The organism is uncultured Faecalibacterium sp., from assembly GCF_900066275.1.
Taxonomy (GTDB): domain Bacteria; phylum Bacillota; class Clostridia; order Oscillospirales; family Ruminococcaceae; genus Faecalibacterium; species Faecalibacterium taiwanense.
The window spans coordinates 1-22,751 of record NZ_FMFG01000022.1; the positions used below are offsets into that span (position 1 = coordinate 1).

The 22,751-nt window shown below is 58.8% G+C and carries 17 protein-coding genes; 6 read left to right on the forward strand and 11 right to left on the reverse strand.

Annotation, left to right across the window (positions count from 1 at the left end):
* Positions 1 to 674: 674 nt before the first annotated feature.
* Together clpB and QZL71_RS08510 are read left to right on the forward strand one after the other, a co-directional pair.
* A complete protein-coding gene (gene clpB / locus QZL71_RS08505) occupies positions 675 to 3,287 on the forward strand; it encodes an ATP-dependent chaperone ClpB (protein WP_097781323.1) in 2,613 nt (870 codons plus the stop codon).
* Positions 3,288 to 3,620: 333 nt separating this feature from the next.
* Entirely contained in the window at positions 3,621 to 4,925 is a 1,305-nt protein-coding gene (locus QZL71_RS08510) for an HlyC/CorC family transporter (RefSeq protein ID WP_005943918.1), read from the forward strand.
* Between the two features lie 135 nt (positions 4,926 to 5,060).
* Here the strand turns inward: QZL71_RS08510 and QZL71_RS08515 are convergent, their stop codons facing one another.
* From QZL71_RS08515 to QZL71_RS08560, 10 genes are all read right to left on the reverse strand, one after another.
* Complete coding sequence (locus QZL71_RS08515; RefSeq protein WP_294648484.1) at positions 5,061 to 5,981, reverse strand: ROK family protein; 921 nt, start codon at positions 5,979 to 5,981, stop codon at positions 5,061 to 5,063.
* 100 nt (positions 5,982 to 6,081) lie between these two features.
* On the reverse strand, positions 6,082 to 7,479 hold the full coding sequence (gene cysS / locus QZL71_RS08520) for a cysteine--tRNA ligase (protein WP_097781325.1): 1,398 nt from the start codon (positions 7,477 to 7,479) through the stop codon (positions 6,082 to 6,084).
* 119 nt (positions 7,480 to 7,598) lie between these two features.
* Complete coding sequence (gene pflA, locus QZL71_RS08525; RefSeq protein ID WP_005943928.1) at positions 7,599 to 8,354, reverse strand: pyruvate formate-lyase-activating protein; 756 nt, start codon at positions 8,352 to 8,354, stop codon at positions 7,599 to 7,601.
* Entirely contained in the window at positions 8,341 to 10,593 is a 2,253-nt protein-coding gene (gene pflB, locus QZL71_RS08530; RefSeq protein WP_005943931.1) for a formate C-acetyltransferase, read from the reverse strand. The genes pflA and pflB overlap by 14 nt, the downstream gene beginning before the upstream one ends.
* 547 nt (positions 10,594 to 11,140) lie before the next feature.
* Positions 11,141 to 11,335, reverse strand: a complete 195-nt coding sequence (locus QZL71_RS08535; RefSeq protein WP_294648485.1) for a hypothetical protein — start codon at positions 11,333 to 11,335, stop codon at positions 11,141 to 11,143.
* 125 nt (positions 11,336 to 11,460) lie between these two features.
* Entirely contained in the window at positions 11,461 to 11,919 is a 459-nt protein-coding gene (locus QZL71_RS08540) for a hypothetical protein (RefSeq protein WP_154255533.1), read from the reverse strand.
* Between the two features lie 5 nt (positions 11,920 to 11,924).
* Positions 11,925 to 12,968 carry a lysylphosphatidylglycerol synthase transmembrane domain-containing protein gene (locus QZL71_RS08545; protein WP_294648486.1) on the reverse strand — a complete coding sequence of 348 codons (1,044 nt, stop codon included), beginning with the start codon at positions 12,966 to 12,968 and terminating at the stop codon, positions 11,925 to 11,927.
* A 160-nt stretch (positions 12,969 to 13,128) separates the two neighbouring features.
* Entirely contained in the window at positions 13,129 to 14,724 is a 1,596-nt protein-coding gene (locus QZL71_RS08550) for a glycosyltransferase family 4 protein (RefSeq protein ID WP_097774307.1), read from the reverse strand.
* Between the two features lie 26 nt (positions 14,725 to 14,750).
* Entirely contained in the window at positions 14,751 to 15,542 is a 792-nt protein-coding gene (locus tag QZL71_RS08555) for a hypothetical protein (RefSeq protein WP_097781329.1), read from the reverse strand.
* Positions 15,543 to 15,599: 57 nt separating this feature from the next.
* Positions 15,600 to 16,715, reverse strand: a complete 1,116-nt coding sequence (locus tag QZL71_RS08560; protein ID WP_294648487.1) for an acyltransferase family protein — start codon at positions 16,713 to 16,715, stop codon at positions 15,600 to 15,602.
* 399 nt (positions 16,716 to 17,114) lie between these two features.
* On the opposite strand from QZL71_RS08560, the gene QZL71_RS08565 reads away from it, so the two are divergent.
* From QZL71_RS08565 to QZL71_RS08580, 4 genes are all read left to right on the forward strand, one after another.
* Positions 17,115 to 18,563, forward strand: coding sequence for a class I adenylate-forming enzyme family protein (locus QZL71_RS08565; RefSeq protein ID WP_294648488.1), 1,449 nt, complete (start codon positions 17,115 to 17,117; stop codon positions 18,561 to 18,563).
* A gap of 20 nt (positions 18,564 to 18,583) precedes the next feature.
* On the forward strand, positions 18,584 to 20,056 hold the full coding sequence (locus tag QZL71_RS08570; RefSeq protein WP_294648489.1) for a class I adenylate-forming enzyme family protein: 1,473 nt from the start codon (positions 18,584 to 18,586) through the stop codon (positions 20,054 to 20,056).
* A gap of 187 nt (positions 20,057 to 20,243) precedes the next feature.
* The gene (locus QZL71_RS08575) at positions 20,244 to 20,486 is read left to right on the forward strand and encodes an acyl carrier protein (protein WP_044953961.1); all 243 of its coding nucleotides are present in this window, start codon (positions 20,244 to 20,246) and stop codon (positions 20,484 to 20,486) included.
* Positions 20,487 to 20,492: 6 nt separating this feature from the next.
* A complete protein-coding gene (locus QZL71_RS08580; RefSeq protein ID WP_294648490.1) occupies positions 20,493 to 21,704 on the forward strand; it encodes a hypothetical protein in 1,212 nt (403 codons plus the stop codon).
* A 54-nt stretch (positions 21,705 to 21,758) separates the two neighbouring features.
* On the opposite strand, the gene QZL71_RS08585 is transcribed toward QZL71_RS08580, so the two are convergent.
* Positions 21,759 to 22,721 carry a biotin--[acetyl-CoA-carboxylase] ligase gene (locus tag QZL71_RS08585; protein ID WP_294648491.1) on the reverse strand — a complete coding sequence of 321 codons (963 nt, stop codon included), beginning with the start codon at positions 22,719 to 22,721 and terminating at the stop codon, positions 21,759 to 21,761.
* Positions 22,722 to 22,751: the final 30 nt, after the last annotated feature.

Here is a 22,751-nt window from a genome sequence, read left to right on the forward strand (position 1 = left end):
GTTCTCTTTTGCGTGCCAAAAGAGAACCAGAAAGGACGGCGGTGCCCGCAGGGCATGAAAGCCCCAGTGGGGCTTTTAAGCCGCAGACCGGTTTGCGCAGCAAATGCCGCGTGTTCAGCGCGGCAAGGTCTCCGCTACTTTCGAGGCGCGGGAGGCGGCGGGTTGCGGCTCCCTGCGTCTGCTTCGTGCCTTGCGCGGCACTCGCATCCTGCAGGCCGCTGCCCCAACGGCTCCTCCCTGTTTCGGCCGCTGGCCGCGGTCGTCGCCGTTGCGAATTAAGGGCTGCTCGCCCTTAATAATCCCAAAGCAGATGGGCTCCATACAAAAAATCCAAGTCGCTGCGCTAGAGGATTTTTTGTGTTGCGCCGATTTTAAGTCGCTTACGCGATGAACGGTATGGCAAGGCTGCGTGTTTTTTCTAGCAAAAACTGTGATTTGCAAACTTTTTATGAACCCTATTGACAAAGTGGGAAAACAGGAGTATAGTTTTAGCAGTCGAACAGATAGAGTGCTAAAACAAGCAAAGCCAGTTCGGCAGGAGGTGCTTGAAACCGTGAAACAACTGAAGAATAGCCGCTGCTTCCCGTTCGGCAGCATCTCTGCACCGGACTTTTAGCAGATGACTATCGTGTCCGCTAAAATAAACCTTCCGGTATGAATGGAGGCTTGACTTTATGAATACCAATCAATATACACAGAAAACGCTGGAGGCTCTGCAGGCAGCGCAGCAGCTGGCTGTGGAGTATCAGCATAACCAGCTGGAACCCGAACATCTGCTGCACGCCCTCGCTTCGCAGGAGCAGGGCCTGATCCCGCAGCTGCTGCAGAAGCTGAATGTTGACCCCGGCAGCTTTGCTGCCGCCGTGGCCGAAAAGCTTTCGGCTCTGCCCCGGGTCTCCGGCTCCGGCCGTGACCCCGACAAGGTCTATATCTCGCAGGCTGCCGATAAGGTGCTCAGCGCCGCCGCCCGAGAAGCCAAGGCCATGAAGGACGACTATATCAGCGTGGAGCATGTGTTCCTTGGTCTGCTGGACGAGCAGACCCAGAACACCACCGAGTTGTTCCGTGCGTTCAGCATCACTAAAGATAAGTTCCTGCAGCAGCTCACAGCAGTGCGCGGCAACCAGCGCGTCACCAACGACAATCCCGAGGAGACCTACAACGCCCTGCAGAAGTATGGTCAGGATCTGGTAGACCTTGCCCGCAAGCAGAAGCTGGACCCCGTCATCGGCCGTGATCAGGAGATCCGCAACGTGATCCGCATCCTGTCCCGTAAGACCAAGAACAACCCCTGCCTGATCGGTGAACCCGGCGTTGGCAAGACCGCCATTGCAGAGGGTCTTGCACAGCGTATCGTGCGCGGCGATGTGCCCGAAAACCTGAAGGACCGCATCGTGTTCAGTCTGGACATGGGCGCTCTGGTGGCCGGTGCAAAGTACCGCGGCGAGTTCGAGGAGCGCCTGAAGAGCGTGCTGAACGAGGTGAAGAAGAGCGAGGGCAAGATCATCCTCTTCATCGATGAGCTGCACACCATCGTGGGTGCCGGCAAGACCGATGGTGCCATGGACGCAGGCAACCTGCTCAAGCCCATGCTGGCCCGGGGCGAGCTGCACTGCATCGGTGCCACCACACTGGACGAGTACCGCCAGTATATCGAGAAAGACCCCGCTCTGGAGCGCCGCTTCCAGCCGGTGCAGGTGGATGAGCCCACCGTGGAGGACACGATCTCCATCCTGCGCGGCCTGAAGGAACGCTACGAGGTGTTCCACGGCGTGAAGATCAACGACAGCGCCTTGATCGCCGCTGCCACCCTGTCCGACCGCTATATCACGGATCGTTTCCTGCCGGATAAGGCCATCGACCTTGTGGATGAAGCCTGCGCCATGATCAAGACCGAGATGGACAGCATGCCCAGCGAGATGGACGATCTGGCCCACCGCATCACCCAGCTGCAGATCGAGCAGGTGAGCCTGAAAAAGGAGACCGATGCCCTGAGCCAGAGCCGCCTGAAGGATCTGGAAAAGGAGCTGGCCGAGCTGCAGGACAAGTTCCGCAGCATGAAGGCAAAGTGGGAGAACGAGAAGAACGCCATCGGCAAGGTGCAATCCCTGCGTGAGCAGATCGAGCAGACCAATGCCGACATTGAAAAGGCTCAGCGCGAGTACGACCTGAACAAGGCTGCCGAGCTGAAATACGGTAAGCTGCCCCAGCTGCAGAAACAGCTGGAAGAGGAAGAGAAGATCGCCGCCGCCAAGAAGGAGGACAGCCTGCTGCGTGACCGCGTGACCGATGAGGAGATCGCCCGCATCGTGGCCCGCTGGACCGGCATCCCGGTGGAAAAACTGGTGGAGGGTGAGCGCGAGAAGCTGCTGCATCTGGACGATGTGCTGCACCAGCGGGTCATCGGTCAGGACGAGGCTGTGACCAAGGTGAGCGAGGCCATCCTGCGCAGCCGCGCCGGTATCGCCAACCCCAACCGCCCCATCGGCAGCTTCCTGTTCCTCGGCCCCACCGGCGTTGGCAAGACTGAGCTGGCCAAGGCACTGGCACAGGCCTTGTTTGACGACGAGCGCAACATGGTGCGAATCGATATGACCGAGTATATGGAGAAGTTCAGCGTCAGCCGTCTGATCGGCGCGCCTCCGGGATACGTCGGTTATGAAGAGGGCGGCCAGCTGACCGAGGCTGTGCGCCGCAAGCCCTACAGCGTGGTGCTGTTCGATGAGGTGGAAAAAGCCCACCCCGATGTGTTCAACATCCTGCTGCAGGTGCTGGACGATGGCCGCATCACCGACAGTCAGGGCCGCACCGTGGACTTCAAGAACACGGTCATCATCCTCACCTCCAATCTGGGCAGCGACATCATCCTGAACGATCTGGAGCAGCGCCGTGCCAACGGCTCCAACGAGCTGAGCGAGGAAGCAAAGCACCAGATCGACCAGCTGCTGAAGAGCAAGTTCCGCCCCGAATTTCTGAACCGTCTGGATGAGATCGTCTACTACAAGAGCCTGACCAAGGACGAGATGCGCAGGATCGTGGATCTGCAGCTGCAGGATCTGCGCAAGCGCATGGACGAGGGCAAGCACCTCAAGCTGGAGGTCACCACCGCTGCCAAGGACTTCATCATCGATTCTGCTTACGACAGCGTCTATGGCGCACGTCCCATCAAGCGGTTCATCCAGAGCCGCGTGGAGACCCTGATCGCCAAGGCCATCATTCAGGGCAGCTATACCGAGGGCAACACCCTGACGGTAGACTGCGAGAATGGCGCTTTGACCCTGCGATAATGTGAATTTTACCTGTTCTGTACGGACTTTGCGGCAAGAAAGCTTGCACCACCGTACAGAATATGGTATGATTACAAATAACATTGATGTGCTTTTCATCGCGGAACAGCAACGATGGGGAGCACATTTTTGTATGTAAGAACATTTATCCCAAAACTCTCTCAGGCGCGTTGCGCCAGTGTGCGATATCCCGGGCAGCAGCACCTTCTGCGTGGAAGGGGCTGGCTGCGGGCGCACAGAAAAAAGCTCCCCCCCTCGGGGGAGCTGGCATCGCGCAGCGATGCCTGAGAGGGTTCAAACAAAAACAGAAAGTTGAGTGTGATTTCCCTTTTTATGGACGATGGCAGTATTACGCTTTTGGCGGCGCTGATCATTCTGGTGGCATTTTCCGCCTTTTTCTCCGCCTCTGAGACCGCATTTTCTTCCCTGAACCAGATCCGCCTGAAAAGCCGCGCCGAGGACGGCGATTCGGCAGCAGCCCGCGTGCTGGCTATGTCGGAAAAGTACGACAAGCTGCTCTCCACCATCCTCATCGGCAACAATATCGTCAACATTGCCGCAGCATCCATTGGCACAGTGCTGTTCACCCGCCTGCTGGACCCGGAGCGGGGCGCGACGGTGTCCACCTTCGTGCTGACCATTGTGGTTCTGATCTTTGGCGAGGTGACCCCCAAGAGCCTTGCAAAGGAGATGCCGGAGACGGTTGCCACAGCGGTTTCGCCCTTTTTGAACCTGCTCATGATCCTGTTCACCCCGCTGACCTGGCTGTTCAGCCAGTGGAAGCGCCTGCTGGGGCATTTCATCCGCAGCACCGAGGAGGACACCATCACTGAGGGTGAGCTGATGACCATGGTCAGCGAGGCCGAGAACGACGGCGAGCTGACCGACCGGGAAAGCCAGCTCATCCGCAGCGCCATTGAGTTCGACGATGTGGAGGTGGAGGAGATCCTCACGCCCCGCGTGGATGTGATCGCGGTGGAGGACGATCTCTCGCTGGATGAGGTGGCCGATACCTTTGCGGAATCGGGATATTCCCGTCTGCCCGTCTACCACGGCACCATTGACAACATCATCGGTGTGGTACATGAAAAGGACTTTTACCTTGGCCGTCTGCGCAAGGATACCACGCTGGAAGACCTTGTGAAGCCCACCCTTTATACCACCGGCTCCACCCAGATCTCCCAGCTGCTGCGCACCCTGCGCGAGCAGCACCATCACATGGCGGTGGTGGTGGACGAGTACGGCGGTACCGAGGGCATCATCACGCTGGAAGACATTCTGGAAGAGCTGGTAGGCGAGATCTGGGATGAGCATGACGAAGCGACCGAGGACTTCCGCAGGCAGTCGGACGGCAGCTGGATCGTGCTGGGCAGTGCCGGTGTGGACGACCTGTATGAGAGGCTGGGCCTGCCGGAGGATGAAGATATCGATTCCAATACGGTGAACGGTCTGGTGCAGGAAAAAACCTGCCATCTGCCCAAGGTGGGCGACCGGTTCACGCTGGGCGAGTACGACGGTGTCGTTACCCGCACGGCCAAGCGCCGCGTGACCGAGGTGCGCCTGACCCCGGCGGAAAAGCCGGAACCGAAGAAGGAAGAAGACGAAAAGCCGCACTTCAACCGGCTGACCAATAAGTAAATCTAAGGGAGGATGCCGTTTTCCAATACGGCCCTATCTTGTGAAAATGCAAACTCCGGCAGACCGCAGTCTGCCGGAGTTTGCTCTATAAAAATAATTGTTCCACTGAATATGGCTAGAGCGAAGCGGAAGCCATTAAATGGTTTTGCTTTCCGCCTGCAGATAGGTATACAATGCTCCCACCTGATTGGCTTCGCTGCTGAAATGGCAGGGCACGATCTTGCAGCGGGGCAGACCGATCATGTAGGGCGATTCCCCACGGGAAGCAAACAGCCCGGCATATACCCGGCGCAGATCGTCCAGCAGCAGCGGCTGCTTGCTGATGCCGCCGCCGATGGCTACCTTTTCCACATCCAGCAATACGGTCAGGTTGTAGATCTGCACGGCCACCATCTTGCAGAACCGTTCCAGCACTTCCAGCGCTTCCGGCTCGGCGGCATTGGCGGCATCAAAAAAGAGTTTACCGTTCATGGGAGCATCGGCGGGCAGGCCCTTGCGGGCGCGGTACCACTTGAGCAGGTATTTGGTGCTGCACTGGCAGGCCATGGTTTTTTCGGTATTCTCCCACTCGTCGGCGTTGGTGTTCACAAAGCTGTACTCTCCGGCGGTAAAGTGCACGCCGCGCACCAGCTGGCCATTGGCAATGATGCCGCCGCCCACGCCGGTGCCGATGATAAACACTGCCGCATTGCAGCAGCCCTGCAAGGCACCGGCCCGCAGCTCTGCAATGGCTGCAGCCTTGCCGTCGTTTTCCAGCGTGACACGGCAGCCGCATCTTTCGCGCACCAGCTGCCCCACCTGCGTGCCGGTGTTGTACAGAAGTGCCCCGCCGTTGGAGACATAGCCGGTGTTGGCATCCACAAAGCCGGGCAGCGCCATGGCGATACCGTCCACTTCATCCTTATGCGGTGCATACAGAGCGTATATTGTGTCGAGAAAATGCTCCTGCGTATCCTGCGGCGTGGGCACGGAACCGGCATCGAAACGGTTCATCTGCTCGTCCATGACCGAATATTTGATCTCGGTGCCTCCTACGTCAAAAACCATGACCTTCATTGCTGTTCCCTCCGCAAAGCTGATCTTCTTCCTTATTATGGCAAATGCGTGCAAAAAAGTAAAGCCATCCGCAACATGCCGCGAATAGCTTTACTTTAATTTAGAGCTTGCTCAGCTGCGGGCCCTGTGCGGTATCCTTGACCGCCCAGCCCAGTTCGGTCAGCTGTGCACGGATGGCATCGGCAGTGGCCCAGTCCTTGGCCTTCTTGGCGGCGGCACGCTTCTCTACCAGCTCAGTCACCTCGGCGGGCACCTCGTCCTTCTTGCGGTTGTACAGCAGGCCCAGTACGCCGGTGATCTCGTCGAACGCAGCGGCGGCGGTCTGCAGGGCATCCTTGGAGGAAACAGCCGACAGCGTGTTGATCTCCTTGACCAGATCGAACACGGCAGCCAGTGCATCCGGGGTGTTCAGGTCATCGTCCATGGCGGTGCAGAACTTGGTGCGGGCCTCGGCAGCCTTTTCCTTCAGGGTCTCGTCGGTGCCAAAGGTGTCCTTGGTCAGGGCAAAATCCAGATTCTCGCGGCAGGTGTACAGGCGCTCCAGGCTGTTCTTGCAGCTCTCGATGAGGTCCACGGTGTAGTTCAGCGGCATCCGGTAGCCTGCGGTCAGCATGAAATAGCGGATGGGTTCGTAGCCGTAGACATCCGCCACGTCCCGCACGGTGAAGAAGTTGTGCAGGCTCTTGGACATCTTCTGATTGTCCACGTTGATGAAGCCATTGTGCATCCAGTAGCGGGCAAAGGTGCAGCCGTTGGCGCACTCGCTCTGTGCGATCTCATTCTCGTGGTGGGGGAAGATCAGGTCCTGACCGCCGCAGTGCAGATCAATGGTCTTGCCCAGATGGGTGCGGCTCATGGCGCTGCACTCGATATGCCAGCCCGGACGGCCCATGCCGTAGGGGCTTTCCCATGCAGGTTCACCGGGCTTTGCGGCCTTCCACACGGCAAAGTCTGCGGGGTCCTCCTTCAGGTCGTCGTCCATCTGGCTGCGCAGCTCACGGTTGCCGCTCTCCAGATCGTCCAGCTTCAGGTGGCTCAGCTTGCCGTACTCGGGATCGCTCTTCACCCGGAAGTACACATCGCCGTTCTTGGCAACATAAGCGTGGCCGGAGTCGATCAGATCCTTCACGATATCCAGGATCTGCTGGATGTGCTCGGTAGCCCGGGGCTGGACGGTGGGCTTTTTGCAGTTGAGGCCGGCGGCATCCTTGAGGTACTCAGCCTCAAAGCGCTGAGCGACCTCCTTCATGGAGGTGCCCTCTTCCTGTCCCTTCTTAATGAGCTTATCGTCGATATCGGTGATGTTGGAAACATAGAACACCTTGTTGCCGCGGTACTCAAGGTAGCGGCGCAGGGTATCGAACACGATCAGCGGGCGGGCGTTGCCGATGTGGATATAGTTATAAACGGTAGGGCCGCAGACATAGATGCGGTATTCACCGGGCACCTGCGGCACGAATTCTTCTTTCTGGCGGGTCAGCGTATTGAAAATCTGCATGGCTGTTTCTCCTTTTTTACTTTTTTCATTATAACGGTGTACAGAAGGGAAGTCAAGAAAAAACGACCGCTCCCGGCGCATTCTGCACACCGGAAACGGTCGTTTTTCAAATCAGGAGCTTAGCCGGGATACCGGCTCACTTCCAGCAGCTCTTCTGCACGCTTCACCTGCTCCGCGGTGGGCGGCACGGCGTCCGGCAGTGGATAAGGGATGCCCAGCTTCTGCCACTTGAACAGGCCCAGCGTGTGGTAGGGCAGCACCTCCACCCGCTGCACCGTTTTCAGGCTGCGGATAAAGTCTGCGGTCCTGCGCAGGCCCTCCTCGTCGTCGGTCAGGCCGGGCACCAGCACATGCCGGATCCACAGCGGGATGCCGAGGTCAGAAATATGCCGCGCCATCGCAAGGATGTTGGCATTGTCTTTGCCGGTGAGCTGCCGGTGGCGTTCCGGGTCGATCTCCTTCAGGTCGAGAATGACCAGACTGGTGGACTTCATCAGCCGGTCGAAACCGGCCAGATAATCCGGGTCATCGGGCCGGAAGGGCTGCCCGGCGGTATCCAGAGCCGTGTGCACGCCTTTGGAGCGGGCCAGCTCGAAGAATGCCGTCAGAAACTCCATCTGGCGCAGCGGTTCACCGCCGCTGACCGTGATGCCGCCCTTCTTGCCCCAGTAGTTGCGGTAGCGGTAGACCCGCTGGAACAGCTTTTCTGCCGTCCATTCCTCGCCGCCCTCCGCAGCCCACGTTTCCGGGTTGTGGCAGTATTTGCACCGTAGGGCACACCCCTGCAAAAACACCACAAAGCGCACACCGGGGCCGTCCACAGAGCCGAAGGATTCCAGCGAGTGGACATAGCCGATGGGGTTACAGGGCTGCATGGCAGGTGCGGGAGATAACGTCCATCTGCTGCTCACGGGTCAGGTCGATGAACTTGACGGCGTAGCCGGAGACGCGGATGGTGAAGTTGGCGTACTCCTCCTTCTCGGGGTGCTCCATGGCATCCAGCAGCTTCTCCTTGCCAAAGACGTTCACGTTCAGGTGGTGTGCGCCCTGATCGAAGTAGCCGTCCATGACCTGTACCAGATTCTCCACCCGCTCGCCTTCGCTGTGGCCCAGAGCGTCCGGGTTGATGGTCTGGGTGTTGGAAATGCCGTCCAGTGCCCAGTGGTAGGGCAGCTTTGCCACCGAGTTCAGGGAAGCCAGCAGGCCGTTCTGCTCTGCGCCGTAGCTGGGGTTTGCACCGGGAGCAAACGGGGTGAATGCGGCACGGCCATCGGGCAGAGCGCCGGTGTACTTGCCGTATACCACGTTGGAGGTGATGGTCAGGATAGAGGTGGTAGCCTCAGAGTTGCGGTAGGTGTGGCGCTTCTTGATCATTTCCAGGAAGGTGCGCAGCAGCCACACGCCGATCTCGTCGGCGCGGTCATCATCGTTGCCGTACTTGGGGAAGTCGCCCTCGGTCTCAAAGCCGGTGGCAAGGCCGCTCTCGTCACGCACTACCTTCACCTTGGCGTACTTGATGGCGCTCAGGGAGTCGATGACGTGGGAGAAGCCTGCAATGCCGGTGGCAAAGGTGCGGCGCACGTCGGTGTCGATAAGGGCCATCTCGGCTTCCTCGTAGTAGTATTTGTCGTGCATATACTGGATCAGGTTCAGCACATTGACGTACAGGCCAGCCAGCCAGTCCAGCATCTGGACATACTTGGGCAGCACCTCGTCGTAGTTCAGGTACTCGCTGGTGATGGGGGCATAGTTGGGGCCGCACTGCTCGTGGCTCTTCTCGTCCACACCGCCGTTGATGGCGTACAGCAGGCACTTGGCAAGGTTGGCGCGGGCACCGAAGAACTGCATCTCCTTGCCGGTCTGGGTGGCAGACACGCAGCAGCAGATGGAGTAATCATCGCCCCAGACGGGCTTCATCACGTCGTCGTTCTCGTACTGGACAGAGCTGGTATCGATGGACACCTTGGCGGCATATTTCTTGAAGCTCTCCGGCAGGGCGGAGGAGTACAGAACGGTCAGGTTCGGCTCCGGTGCAGGGCCCATGTTTTCCAGCGTGTGCAGGAAGCGGTAGCAGTTCTTGGTGACCATGCTGCGGCCATCCATGCCGATGCCGCCCACTTCCAGCGTTGCCCACACGGGGTCGCCGGAGAACAGCTGGTTGTAGCTGGGGATGCGGGCAAACTTGACCATGCGGAACTTCATGACCATGTGGTCGATCAGCTCCTGAGCCTGGGTCTCGGTCAGGGTGCCGTTGTCCAGATCGCGCTGGATGTAGATATCCAGGAAGGTGGAGATGCGGCCCACGCTCATGGCAGCGCCGTTCTGGGTCTTGATGGCGGCCAGATACCCGAAATACAGCCACTGGCAGGCTTCCTTGGCGTTCTTTGCAGGCTGAGAGATATCATAGCCGTAGGCCTCGGCCATCTTCTTCATGCCCTTCAGGGCACTGATCTGGCGGGCGATTTCCTCGCGCAGGCGGATCACGTCGTCGGTCATGGTGCCGTCGCCGCAGTTGGCGAAGTCCTCCTGCTTGAACTTGATCAGTGCATCGATGCCGTACAGGGCCACGCGACGGTAGTCGCCCACGATGCGGCCGCGGCCGTAGGTGTCCGGCAGGCCGGTGATGATGTGGGTATGGCGGGCCGCCTTCATCTCAGGGGTGTAGGCATCAAACACAGCCTGATTGTGGGTGCGGGTATAATCGGTAAAGATCTTGTGCAGCTCGGCGCTGGGCTGGTAGCCGTAGGTGGTGCAGGCCTGCTCTGCCATCTTGATGCCGCCGTAGGGCATGAAGGCGCGCTTGAGGGGCTTGTCGGTCTGCAGACCCACGATCTGCTCCAGATCCTTCAGGCTTTCATCGATATAGCCGGGGCCGTAAGCAGTCAGGCTGCTGACCACTTCGGTCTCCATATCCAGCACGCCGCCCTTGGCGCGCTCGGCCTTCTGCAGCTTCTGCAGGGCACCCCACAGCTTGTCGGTCGCCTCGGTGGGGCCGGCCAGAAAGCTTTCGTCGCCGTCATACGGGGTGTAGTTCTTCTGGATGAAGTCGCGCACATTGACTTCTTCTTTCCAGATACGGCCCTCAAAGCCTTCCCACTGTTCAAAATTGATCATTGGAACCTCCTTGCTCCATTACGCAGTTAGCGTTTTCTAACTAATGAGCCTTTGAAAAACCGCTCTGTATGGCGGCTTTCTGGGGGCAAAACGGTCTTGAACTGCCGATTGTGGCAGCCCCGACTACAAGGTGTAGACAAAAATGAAAACCTGCCCACAAAATCTTGCGTTATTATAATAGCAAGAACCACTTTAAAAAGCAATAGATAACAAGTGGGTTTTCTTCCAAAGCAAGGGGGCTTTCTTTGGGCAGAATGTAGAAAAAACGCCGAAATCCCGGCGGTGCACCTATTTTGCGAAAAAAATCGCAAAATAAGGGTTGACAAGACTAACCGGCTGTGGTATTCTGTTCTCGCAACGAGGTTAGACAAATCTAACCACGTTGCACCAGAAAAGCGGAAGCCTCTGCAAGGGCTTCTGCGAAAACCGGATCCGCCATGGCAGAGCTGCGGAGCTGTGTCAGGTGATCCCCAAGTTTGTCGTGGCGAGGCCACTCCATCTTGCTTACGCAAGACCGCTTTGTGGCTTAAAAGCCCCACTGGGGCTTTCATTGCTGCGCAAACGCCAATTCCTCCATTCCATTCTCTTTTTTCAAGTGAGCTGTGGTTTTAGTTTGCTCCCACGGCTCGATGCGCGGCATTCGGTGTGATTGGTACCGCACCGTGTGCAAAAGAAACAAAAACGGGACATGCAGCTTGACCACCTGCATGCCCCGATTTTTGTTTTTAACTCCTTCAGTCATGGCTGACACCATGCCAGCTCCCTCAAAGAGGGAGCCCTTGGCAGTGCGGAAAACTTTACAGTTTTGCCAAAGCCTCCCTCACTGAGGGAGGTGGATGCGAGTGCAGCGAGCAGACGGAAGGAGTTTTACTTCACGATTTCCGCCAGCTTTTGATACACTTCCTCCGCGCCGCCCTTGGGTTCTTTGATCTTTACGAACTGGCTGTTGACAATGGCGGTGCCATCGGAGTAGACGGTGAACAGGAGGTTATTGTTCTCGGCATCATCGTAGTAGCTCACGGTGACGGAATCCACCGGGTATTCGTGGCTGTAGGAGGAATACTGCTGGTTGAACCGCCTGACACAGGTAAGGCCGGAGAGCACATTTGCGATCTGCTGATAGGCCGGATCGTCGGCAGAGAGCAGCTGAACGTCCATCTCTGCGGAGCGGGCAAAGTTCTGAATGTGCTCCACCCGGACACTGGCCTGTGTGCTGGCCTCAATGCTGGATGCAAGGTCGATCCGGGCAGAGGGAAGGATGAGCACCAGCGCCAGCAGGATGAGCAAAACGATGCTGAACCGGGACAGAATGCCTTTTTCCTTCATAAGAATTATGCCTCCTTTGGCAGCTCCGCTCCCATTTGGCCCAGATGCCGCTGGGCAAAGAAGAAACCCACGGCGCTGGCGGCAAATACCACATAATAGCTGGCGATGCGGTAGAGCATCATCACGCTCATCACCTCGCCGCGCTCCAGAAAGCTGCCGAACACCAGCAGGAATGCCGTCTCGATGGAGCCCATGCCGGCCACATTGGGCAGGGCGTTGGACAAAAACAGCATCAGGCTGGTGAGCAGCTGCACCTGCAAAAAGCTCAGAGGGGAAAGCCCCATGAACCGGATGCACAGGTAGGGCAGGCAGAACAGCCCGAACAGCTTGACCGCCTGCAATGCCAGAATTTCAGCGCAGCGGGGCTTATCTGCCAGCAGACGGCGGCTCTCCTCGCCCAGAACATCCAGCTGCTGCTGCCAGTCGGCGCGGCGCTGCTGCCATTTTTCCGTTTTGGGCAGCAGACGCATCAGCCAGCGGGCAAGGTTCTGCACCAGCGGCGATACGCACACCAGCACCAGCACCACAATGATGGCCGCCACTACAGCGTATGCCATGGGCAGATAATTCATCACACCGGTGGTGTTGGCGGCAAGCCATCTGTGCTGAAACAGCAGCATCACCGTGGCATACAGCAGCACGGTGGTTTTGTGGAACACGTACTGCAGGGTCATCAGGCCCACGCCCGGGCCAACCGGCAGGCCGCAGCGGTGCAGATACCATGTCTGCACCGGCACTGCACCTGCGCCCAGCGTGACCACATTGCCAAAGGTGCCGCACCACGCGGTATCGATGCCCTGCCAGAGCCTGAAGCCCGGGATGCGGCTGCGCACGATGACCCACGCCACGCACCCCTCCAGCAGCGGGTAGCTGAGGCCGATGGCCAGCACCACCAGCACCTGCCATGCGGACAGCTGCGAAAGCGCTGCGGTGATCTCGGCCCAGTTGTCCTTGAACAGCAGCACGATGATGCCGGTAAGTGCGGCGAGCACCAGCAGCGAGATCACTGTCTTTTTGCGGGAAGGTGCGGCAGAGGCGGGTTGGCTCATAGAGAGAACAGGCTCCTTTCAGGCGGAATGATTTGATAAAAGTATAACACACGCGGCCTGTGTCTTTGTGAACGGAACTGGAATTTTCTTGTGCAATTTTGATGGAATGATAAAAAGGCAAGGGCAGATGCGCGCATCGACCCTTGCCTTTATCTTGTTTTTAGTCTGTTGATTCGTTCACCAGCCGTGTCAGGGTGGCAACATAGGCTTCGTTGGAATAATATTTCTCGTACATTTTCCGGCAGTCAGCTTTCATGGCGGCCAGCTGTTCCGGATGCAGGATAGCATGCTCCAGCACCTTTGCCAGCTGATCCGGGTCGTCGTCTTTGTACACAAAGCCGTCCACGCCCTCGGTGATCAGCCCGGCGGTGCCGGTGTGCTCCGACACGATGGAGGGCTTGCCGAAGATCAGGCCCTCGGTGACGAAGGTTGGCATGGGATCATCGCGGGAAGCGCATACCACGCAGGTGCACTGATCCATCAGGGATTTGATCTCGGGCCGTTCCAGACGCTTGCGGTAGAAAACGGTGTCCGGGTAGTCCTCCACCAGTGCATCCACGGCGTTCTTCAGGCTCTTGTCCGCCGCCTTGCCCACGAACAGGAAAGCAGCCTTCTGGCGCACCTCGGGCTTTAGCAGGCGGATGGCGTTGCAGAAAATATCCTGACCCTTGCGCGGCTCAAAGGAACCTACGGTCACGAACAGCGGCCTGCCGCCGGCATAGCTGATATCGTAGGGCGGGAAGCTTTCCTGCGCATAGTCCGGCAGACCGTAGATCAGCTGTTCAATGCTGAAGTCCGGCCGCACCGAGTGCATGGCGGCAGTGGCGTGGGAGCCTACGGCGCACACATGCACATTGGAGCCCAGTGTTTTGGGAATCTTGTGCGCAATGAATGGGTAGCCTGCAAAGGCATCGTGCAGCCACCACAGCACCGGCACGAAGGAGCCGTTCAGGGTGCTCACGGCGGCAGCCTCTACCACGGTGTTGGCCAGCACAAAATCGGCACTGGTGGCAAGGCCCCACAGCGACGAGTTCATCACGCAGTCGCTGCGGGTCACTACGGCGGCACCGGCATCCAGAAACAGCGGCAGCGAGCCGTCGTCCGCAGGGCCAAGCACCACCACTTCAAAGCCCATGCTGCGCAGCACCGGCACGGCACTTGTCAGCACGATGGGCGCACCGGTCATGGTCAGCTCGTGGCTCAGGATCAAAGCACGCTTTCCGTCTGCAGAGAACACATCGTCGGCACACAGCTCCCGCCGGAAGTGCAGCAAAGACTGCGGGATACGGTGGCAGTTTTCCGCCATGGCGGTGGCAAGGCGCAGCAGCTCGGTCACGCTGTCCCTGCCGCGCGCAGCGGCGCGCACCCGGTCCAGAAGCTTCCGCGATACCATGGCGCAACGGCTGCACGGGATGTGCTGGGTGCTCAGATAAAGGGCGGTGGAGCCATCGAAGCCAAAGGCGGCATCACACACCACAAAATCGGCACCGGTGCGCAGGGCGGCGGCAAAATAGGTCAGGGCGGTGGAGGTGCACTCCAGATCTTCGCTGACCAGCAGCACGCCCTCCACCGAGTCGGTCAGGGCGGGGGCCAGCTCCGTCACCAGCCGGAACTTGCGGTGCAGCTGGTTTTCCAGTGCGTGCTCCAGCGCCTGATGACGGCCCGGTGCATACACCAGCAGATAGGTGCTCTGGGTATCGGTATAAACCTGCTTCGTCAGCTGCTTACGCTGCAGGGTGCTGTAACTGCTGTACATGTTGACAACTCCTTTAGCGATCCGATTCAGCCGCGCAGCAGGCGGCGCAAAGCACGCAGCGGTGCGGTAAGCCGCCAGCTGCTGCTCTCGTACAGGTTTTCCAGCGAATCTTCATAGGCAGCACGGCTGTTCTGCAGTTCCGTCAGCTGATTGTTCAGCCGGGTGTTCTCGGCAAGGGCGGCCTGCAGCTGTTCCAGAACATCGTTCTTTTCGGCCTCAGCATGCAGCTTGATGGTATTCAACGCGCTGAGCAGGGCCTTGCCGGGCTGCTCGTGCTGGAAGCGGCCCAGTGGATAGTAATGATAGGTCACGGCAAACTTCATCCCGGCCGCAAAGGGCACGGTGCTGCACACGGTCAGGTTGGGGTCCACATCCAAAAACAGCAGGCAGTCTTCCTGCAGCCGGATGCCGTTCATGGCGCGGCATTCCAGCCGCTCGTCCGAGATGCTCAGGTCAGTCACGCAGCAGGCCAGCTCACCGGGGTCCAGCCGCAGCGCACGGGCATCCGTGGGCAGGGTGAACACCGCAGAGACCTCGTGGGTCAGTTCGTCGTAGGCATCCTCGGCAACGGTCAGGCATTCCCGCGGGGAATAGCCGGAGCCGGAATCGTAGAACAGCTGCGGCAGGGTCAGGGCGGCAGGCTCGTTGTCGCTGCCGTGCCTTGCCAGTGCGGCCTGATAGTTCAGCACCTGTTGTTCCAGCTCCAGACACCGCTGTGCCAGCCGGGATACACCTTCGTCAGAGAGCTTGAGCTGCTGTTCCAAGTCAGCAGCGCGGCTGCGGGCCGCAGCAAGGGTCTCGGGGACATCGTTGTTCATAACCGGATTCTCCTCTTACTTTTATGATGGCTGCACCGCAGCAGCCGGAAAAACATGTCAGTGCCGGGAGGTATAGTGCACGGCGGGCGTTCTGCGCTGTGCAGGGAAAAATCGGATGATGAGTGCGCGGCGTACACGCAGCAGCTCACACACCAGCCAGATAGAGCCCAGAGAGATGGCATATTGCAGCCACATGCCCAGCACCGGCTGCGCAGAGAACTTTGCTACCATCAGATACCACGGAATAGCGATGATCTCCACGGTATGTACGCAGAAAATGTTCAGCGAACGGCGGCCCACCGCTTCCAGAAAGTGCACGATGGGGCCATGGCCGCGGCTGAGCCGCATGAACAGCCGGATGAAAAGCAAGCCTGCAGCACCGTCCAGAAAGATGCTCAGCGGCCCCAGTGACCACTCGGCCAGCGAGATGCAGTCGGTGGTGCGGGTAGCAAGAGCGCCTACGGCAATGAGTGCTGTGGCGGCCAGCAGCCCGGCAAAGACCTTGGGCGGCAGGGGCTCGTCCAGCAGATGCTTCTTTTTGGCAAGGAAGCCGATATAGAGGTAGGGCACCACCACGGCACCCTGGATCAGGCAGAAGGGCAGCTCCCACACAAGGCTCGCGCCCCAGCCCAGCAGGACGCAGCCTGCCACAGCCCATGGAACATAGCGCTCCGGGAAGATGTTCAGGATCACATCCAGCAGCACCCAGCCTACAATCAGCGCCAGCAGATACCACATCGGCCCGCAGGAGAAGAACTCCTGCCCGAAATACTCGGCCGTGTGGGGCAGGCCCAGCAGAAAGCCGCCGGTGACCTTGATAGACTCGCCGATGGTGCCGGGCAGGTACTGGAACGTCTTATAATGAATGATAAAGTGCAGCACGCAGGTGAACAGCGCCGTGTAAGCATAGGGTTTGAGCAGGCTTTTGAGCTGCTGGTGGATGCACTTGTGGATAGAGCGCTTGCGGAAGCCGTAGCCGCTGGCAATAAAAAAGGCGGCCATCAGCGCTTCGCGGTAGATGAAGGGGAAAAACGCGGTCAGGGACAGGCCGCTGACCGCCTGCATGGGATAAAGCTCGGCGGTATGCGCAAAAACGATGGTCAGCATACCGGCACCCTTGAGCATGTCGAACATGCCGATGGAGCTGGCGGTGCGGGGCTTGGTTCCTTCCATGGAGGTTCCTTCCTTGCGCGGGACATTCCATCAGAGCCGGACGCCGCACAATGCGTAGATTTTGAATGAAAAAGATAAAATTTTGTATGGATATGAACCCAGTATAATGCTTTTTGCACAGACTGTCAATTTTGAATTGCGGTCCGGCGGGCGGGGACACATTGCAGCCTGCAATAAAAGCATAGCACAGGCAGGGTGGCTTCGCAACGAAAGGCAGAATTTACATCTGGAAACGACATGATATGCAAGATTTTATTGTCAATGTTTGGAATTAAATGTTGCAAAACTCTTGCATTGACACGGGCCTTATTGTATACTGGGCACAGTTGGAAATGACTGGAAGGATCTGTGTTGGCCTACACAGGAGCGCCGGATCGGATGATAAAAATGGAGGAAAAAATGATTACATCGCTGTATCAGTCACTTTGCAATATGGAAACCAACATTGCAGACCGTGTGGCTCTGCGCTGGTATGATGAAAAAAAGCAGGGCGTGGCCGAGGTGCACTACGCACAGTATGCCCAGGATCTGCGCCGGTTCGTGGCGTTCCTGCGTGCAGAGTATGGCGATGTGCGCGGCAAGCGTGTGGCGATCCTGGCCCGCAACAGCTACCAGTATGTCATCTGCATGTACGGCACGGTCATTGCCGGAGCCGTGGCTGTGCCGCTGAACCTTGGCAAGGACTGGGATGCTATCTCCTATGAGCTGGGCCTCACCGAGCCGGTGTGCATCCTGCAGGATGGCGAGTTCGCGGAGCGGGAGCCTGCCCTCGCTGAGACCTACGGCAGCATCCTGAAGCCCATGGATGTCTTTGCGGCCTATGAGCCTGCCGAGGACGTGACCGAGGTGGAGGACCTCTCTGCTCTGGCCTTTATCATGTTCACCTCCGGCACCACCGGCCGCAGCAAGGGCGTTATGCTGAGCCAGAAGAACCTGTTCAGCGCCATGCCGGCTTTTCTGGACCCCTTTGACGATGTGAAGAAGTACACGGGCTGGAATACCGACGAGTTCTCGTCCCTGTCCGCCCTGCCCATGTTCCACATCTCCGCCATGACCAGCCTTGTTTCGTGGAGCATCACCGGCCACTCCATCAACCTGTGCAACAACCTGAAGTATTTCTACCGTGATCTGGGTGCCATGCACAGCGAGGTGATGGCAGTGGTGCCGGTGCTGCTGAAGAGCATCTACAGCGACGTGATGAAGGGCCGCCGCGACCGCCTGAACGGCCTGTGCGTGCTGACCTGCGGCGCTGCCATGTTTGACCCCAAGATTCTGAGTGATATGATGGAGAAGGGCTTCTTTGTGGCCCAGATGTACGGCCTGACCGAGACCTGCGGCGACGGTGCATGGAACTCCTCGCAGGAGGCAAAGTACCTGACCAGCGTGGGCCATGTGGACCTCAGCTGTGAATACAAGCTGGACGACGGCGAGCTGTGCATGCGGGGCGACCCCATCATGCTGGGCTACTACAAGGACCCGGAAGGCACTGCAGAAGTCATCGATGCAGACGGCTGGTTCCATACCGGCGACATTGCCCGGGTGGAAGAGGACGGCTACATGTACCTGACCGGCCGCAAGAAGAACGTGATCATTCTGGACAGCGGCGAGAACGTGAATCCCGAGGAGCTGGAAAAGCTGCTGGTGCCCTGTGCGGACATTCAGGAGTGCATCGTGAAGGAAAAGGACAAAAAGATCTGTGCCCTCATCTACTGTGACCCTGCAAAGCAGGATGCGGTGAAGGAGTTCGTCACCGGGGTCAACCGCGGCCTGCCGCTGTACAAGCGCATGGTGACGGAGTTCAGCGCACAGCCGCTGCCCCGCAACGCCATGGGAAAACTGCTGCGCTGAACACGGGAGGAAACAGAACAATGCGTAAGATCAGAGTGCTGGATAATGTCTACGACCTTATCACCATCAACATGGAAGACTGCTTCAAGGATAATGTGGCCTTCCGCTTCTACGACACCGCAAACGATGCCGTGACCACCATCCTCTATAAGGATTATGTGCAGGATATCCGCAAGGCGGTGAATTACTTCCAGTCCACCATCCCGGAGATCAAGGGCAAAAAGATCTGCCTGCTCACCAAGAACAGCTACGAGTATGCCGTGAACACCTTTGGCGTGGTGGCGGCCGGTGCGGTGCTGGTGCTGCTGAACCAGCGCAAGAGCTGGGACGAGCTGAGCTACGAGCTGGGCCTTGTGGAGCCGGATGCCATCCTGACCGACGGCGACGACTACGGCTTCAACGACCAGCTCAAGGCTGCCTACGGCGATATCCTCCGCCCCATGGATGGCTTCCGAAGCTATGAGCCTGCGCAGCTGACCCGCTGCATCGACCACGAAGCCCTGATGGTCCTGATGTTCACCTCCGGTACCACGGGCCGCAGCAAGGGCGTGATGCTGAGCGAGAAGAATTTCTTCTCGGTGATGCGTGCCCACACCCAGATCGGTGAGCACATGATGGCGTATAAGCACGAACCGGACCTCGTCATGAGCCAGTACACCGTGCTGCCCATGTTCCATCTGGGCGCGTTCATCTGCCTGTTCTCCTGGGCCCACGCAGGCTGGGCGCTGAACGTCAGCAGCGACATCCGCAACTTCTATAAAGAGGTAAAGCGGATGCCCAGTCAGGCCATGGCGGTGGTGCCGGTCATCATGAACTCGCTCCACCACGATGTGATGCGCGGCCGCAAGGACCGTCTGGGTGAGCTGTGGGTGCCCATCTGCTCCTCTGCCATGTTCGACCCGCAGGTGATGCTGGATATGGCGGAACACGGCATGTTCGTGGTGCAGACCTACGGCAGCACCGAGACCTGCGGCGACGGCATCATCAACTACGCACAGGACGCAAAGCACATCGGCGCTGTGGGTCAGGGCAACGATTATCTGGACTACAAGATCGCCGAGGACGGCGAGCTGTGCATGCGCGGCGACAGCATCATGCTGGGCTACTACAAGGACTCGGAGGCCACCGCCGAGGTCATTGACGCGGACGGCTGGTTCCACACTGGCGATCTGGCCCGCAAGGACGAGGACGGCTACTATTTCCTGACCGGCCGCAAGAAGAACCTCATCATTCTGGACAGCGGCGAGAATATCAACCCCGAAGAGCTGGAAGGCATCGTGGGCAAGTGCGAAGCCGTGAAGGAATGTATTGTAAAAGAAATGGGCAAGAAGATCGGCGTGGTGGTCTATTGCGACGAGGACAAACAGCAGCAGGTGCGGGACTTTATCACCGAGGCAAACCGCACCCTGCCGCTGTACAAGCGTATGAGCGCAGTGGAGTTCAGCACCGAGCCGCTGCCGCGTAACGGTGCAGGCAAGCTGCTGCGCCAGTGATACGGATGCGATCGAATGCCCGGATGCATAAATGGGCCGGCAGACCGGCAGACTGAAAACAGGAGTTCCGACAAAAAACAAAGCTTTGTTGGCGGAACCCTTGCGCACAGGAGAGAATCAGGGTATTATTATGGAAAGGCACAGGAGATTGTGCCTATTATCCGTCACGGAAAGGAAGAAAATTTCTATGGAACGAGCAGAGATCATTTCCCAGATCCTGGCCATCCTGGAGGATGTTGCCGAGGTCTCTCCCGAAGATGTGAATGAGAACAGCGTCCTGATGGACGATCTGGATCTGTCCTCAATGGAGATCCTGACCATTGTGGCAGACCTCGAGGAGACCTTCGGCCTGCGCATCCCTGAAAAGGAGCTGCGCAACTTTGTGACCATAGGGGATCTGGTGGATTATCTGGCGGCAAACGCGGGGTAACAGTTCATGAATGAGTCGCAGCGCTCGACGGAGTACATCTTTCAGGGAACGATGTACTTCTTCCGTCGGGAGAAGATCCTGTGCCGGTACCAGTTTGCGCTGCAGGATGCGGTGGAACCCGCTCTTTTGCAGCGCGCACTGGAGGCGGCGCTTTCGGCCGCACCGTACTATCGGGTACAGCTGGTGCAGGAAAAGCGGAGCTTTTTTCTGGAGCCGAACCCGAACCCCTGCCTTGTGTATCAGGGCAGTGCACAGCGCGATATCCCGGAGGAAACGAACGGCTATCTTTTCAGCGTGAGCTGTGAGGGGAACACCGTCTATTTTGACTGGTATCATTTCCTCATGGACGGCCACGGGGTGTCGCCCTTCCTCACCCGCATTCTGGAACAGTACTGCAACCTGCGCTATGGCACGGCGTTTGAAAACACGCCCATCGTGTGCAGCCCGGCCTATGACATCGAGGCCATGATGGAAAAATACCCATCCCCTACAGCCACCGAGAGCACGATGCAGAGGGATGTGGTGCAGACCTACGAGGGCAGGATGCGCCGCACTCAGGTGCGGCTGACCAAGCAGAGCCTTGTGGACCGGGCAGTGGAGAACGGCGTCAAGCCCTTTACAGCGCTGGCCGGTCTGCTGAGCCTTGCGCTGCGCAGCTATCTGGGCAAAGACGAGATCCAGTATTCCTACTCGGCAGATACCCGCAGGGAAGCGGGCGTGCCGGATGCCCTTTACAACTGCGTGTGCTCCTTCCAGAGCGGCGTGAAGCTGAACGATGACACCCGCCTTGCGGACATCGTGCCGGAAATGGATGCCGAGGTGCTCCGCACCCTGCAGCCGGAGGCAAAGCTGCGCCAGATGGTCCAGCAAATGAGCTGGGTGTACAAGGTAGACCAGCAGAAAGCGCCCCTGCGCATCAAGCAGAGGGTGTTCCAGATGGGTGAGTACATCAGCGGTGTCCCGGCGGATTTCTGGCTCAGCTATCTGGGCAATCCGCTGCTGCCGGCTACGCCGGAGCTTGAGCAGTACACCAAAGACTTCAACGTCTGGGTCCCGCCGGATGGCGGCTCCATGGGTGTGGAAGCCTCCAGCCTGAATGGCATCATCACCCTGTGCATCGAGAACAAGGCCGAAATGCCAGGCCTTGCCGGGATGATCCGCACCGCCTTTGAAAAAGAGGACATCACGGTGCTGGAAGCCGTGGATCTGGATACATAAGTGCAGAACATAAAAAGCACTCTTTCCGGGCAGGAAAGGGTGCTTTTTTGCGTCTTATTCGGTCCGTGCAGGCCGTGTGGTCACCTCGCCGCAGCGCAGAGTCTCCTGTCGGCCGTTCTCCCTCTGGATGACCAGCCGCCCTTCCTCGTCGATGGCAAGGGCCTTTGCGGCGTAGGTCTCGGTCTCGGCGCACACCGTCACCCAGTGGCCGGGCACAAAGCACCGGGCGCGGTACTCATCCAGACAGTCAAACGCCGGGCAGAGGGCCAGCAGCTCCCGGGCAATGGCCCCGGCCAGTGCGGCCCGGCTCACCGGGGCAGGCCCGCCGGGGTACAGGCTCCCAGCTTTGCGGGCCAGCTCCTCCGGCCAGTCGGCAGCGGTGGAGGTAAGGTTCAGCCCGATGCCGACCACCAGCCATTCCAGCTGTCCGCTCTCCAGGTCGGTCCCCGCTTCGGTCAGGATGCCGCAGACCTTTCTGCCCTGATAGTACAGGTCGTTGACCCACTTGACGGCAAGCTCCAGCCCGCAGAGCTTTTTCACGGCACGGCAGACCGCTACCGCGGCGCTGATGGTAGCGGTCTGGGCATTGGCGGCGGGCATTTCCGGGCGCAGCAGCACCGAGCAGTAAACGCCCTTGCCTGCCGGGCTTTCAAATCTCCGGCCCAGCCTGCCGCGTCCGGCGCTCTGGTGAGCGGTGAGCACCAGCGTGCCATGGGGGGCACCATCCAGCGCCAGCAGCTTTGCCGTGCGGTTGGAGCTTTCCAGCGTGTCATATAAATAGATGGGTGCAGGGTAGTCCCCGATGGCTTCGGTGCAGAACGGGTCACCGCCTGCCAGCCGGTAGCCCCGGCGGGGCGCAGCTTCCAGCGCGTACCCTTGGGCCGTGAGGGACGCAGCGGCCTTGTGCACGGCAGCGCGGCTCACGCCGAGGGCCTCGGCCAGCTGCTGGCCGGAAACGTAGCTGCCCCCGGCAGCGGAAAGTGCCTGCAAAAGTGCCTGACGGGTACTGATAGCCATGGCCGAATGCCTCCTTTTGTGCTATACTAC

Bases quoted from the DNA above. Each gene is read 5' to 3' on its own strand.
- clpB (WP_097781323.1), top strand. From the start codon at position 675: ATGAATACCAATCAATATACACAGAAAACGCTGGAGGCTCTGCAGGCA.
- QZL71_RS08510 (WP_005943918.1), top strand. From the start codon at position 3,621: ATGGACGATGGCAGTATTACGCTTTTGGCGGCGCTGATCATTCTGGTG.
- QZL71_RS08515 (WP_294648484.1), bottom strand. From the start codon at position 5,981: ATGAAGGTCATGGTTTTTGACGTAGGAGGCACCGAGATCAAATATTCG.
- cysS (WP_097781325.1), bottom strand. From the start codon at position 7,479: ATGCAGATTTTCAATACGCTGACCCGCCAGAAAGAAGAATTCGTGCCG.
- pflA (WP_005943928.1), bottom strand. From the start codon at position 8,354: ATGCAGCCCTGTAACCCCATCGGCTATGTCCACTCGCTGGAATCCTTC.
- pflB (WP_005943931.1), bottom strand. From the start codon at position 10,593: ATGATCAATTTTGAACAGTGGGAAGGCTTTGAGGGCCGTATCTGGAAA.
- QZL71_RS08535 (WP_294648485.1), bottom strand. From the start codon at position 11,335: ATGACTGAAGGAGTTAAAAACAAAAATCGGGGCATGCAGGTGGTCAAG.
- QZL71_RS08540 (WP_154255533.1), bottom strand. From the start codon at position 11,919: ATGAAGGAAAAAGGCATTCTGTCCCGGTTCAGCATCGTTTTGCTCATC.
- QZL71_RS08545 (WP_294648486.1), bottom strand. From the start codon at position 12,968: ATGAGCCAACCCGCCTCTGCCGCACCTTCCCGCAAAAAGACAGTGATC.
- QZL71_RS08550 (WP_097774307.1), bottom strand. From the start codon at position 14,724: ATGTACAGCAGTTACAGCACCCTGCAGCGTAAGCAGCTGACGAAGCAG.
- QZL71_RS08555 (WP_097781329.1), bottom strand. From the start codon at position 15,542: ATGAACAACGATGTCCCCGAGACCCTTGCTGCGGCCCGCAGCCGCGCT.
- QZL71_RS08560 (WP_294648487.1), bottom strand. From the start codon at position 16,715: ATGGAAGGAACCAAGCCCCGCACCGCCAGCTCCATCGGCATGTTCGAC.
- QZL71_RS08565 (WP_294648488.1), top strand. From the start codon at position 17,115: ATGATTACATCGCTGTATCAGTCACTTTGCAATATGGAAACCAACATT.
- QZL71_RS08570 (WP_294648489.1), top strand. From the start codon at position 18,584: ATGCGTAAGATCAGAGTGCTGGATAATGTCTACGACCTTATCACCATC.
- QZL71_RS08575 (WP_044953961.1), top strand. From the start codon at position 20,244: ATGGAACGAGCAGAGATCATTTCCCAGATCCTGGCCATCCTGGAGGAT.
- QZL71_RS08580 (WP_294648490.1), top strand. From the start codon at position 20,493: ATGAATGAGTCGCAGCGCTCGACGGAGTACATCTTTCAGGGAACGATG.
- QZL71_RS08585 (WP_294648491.1), bottom strand. From the start codon at position 22,721: ATGGCTATCAGTACCCGTCAGGCACTTTTGCAGGCACTTTCCGCTGCC.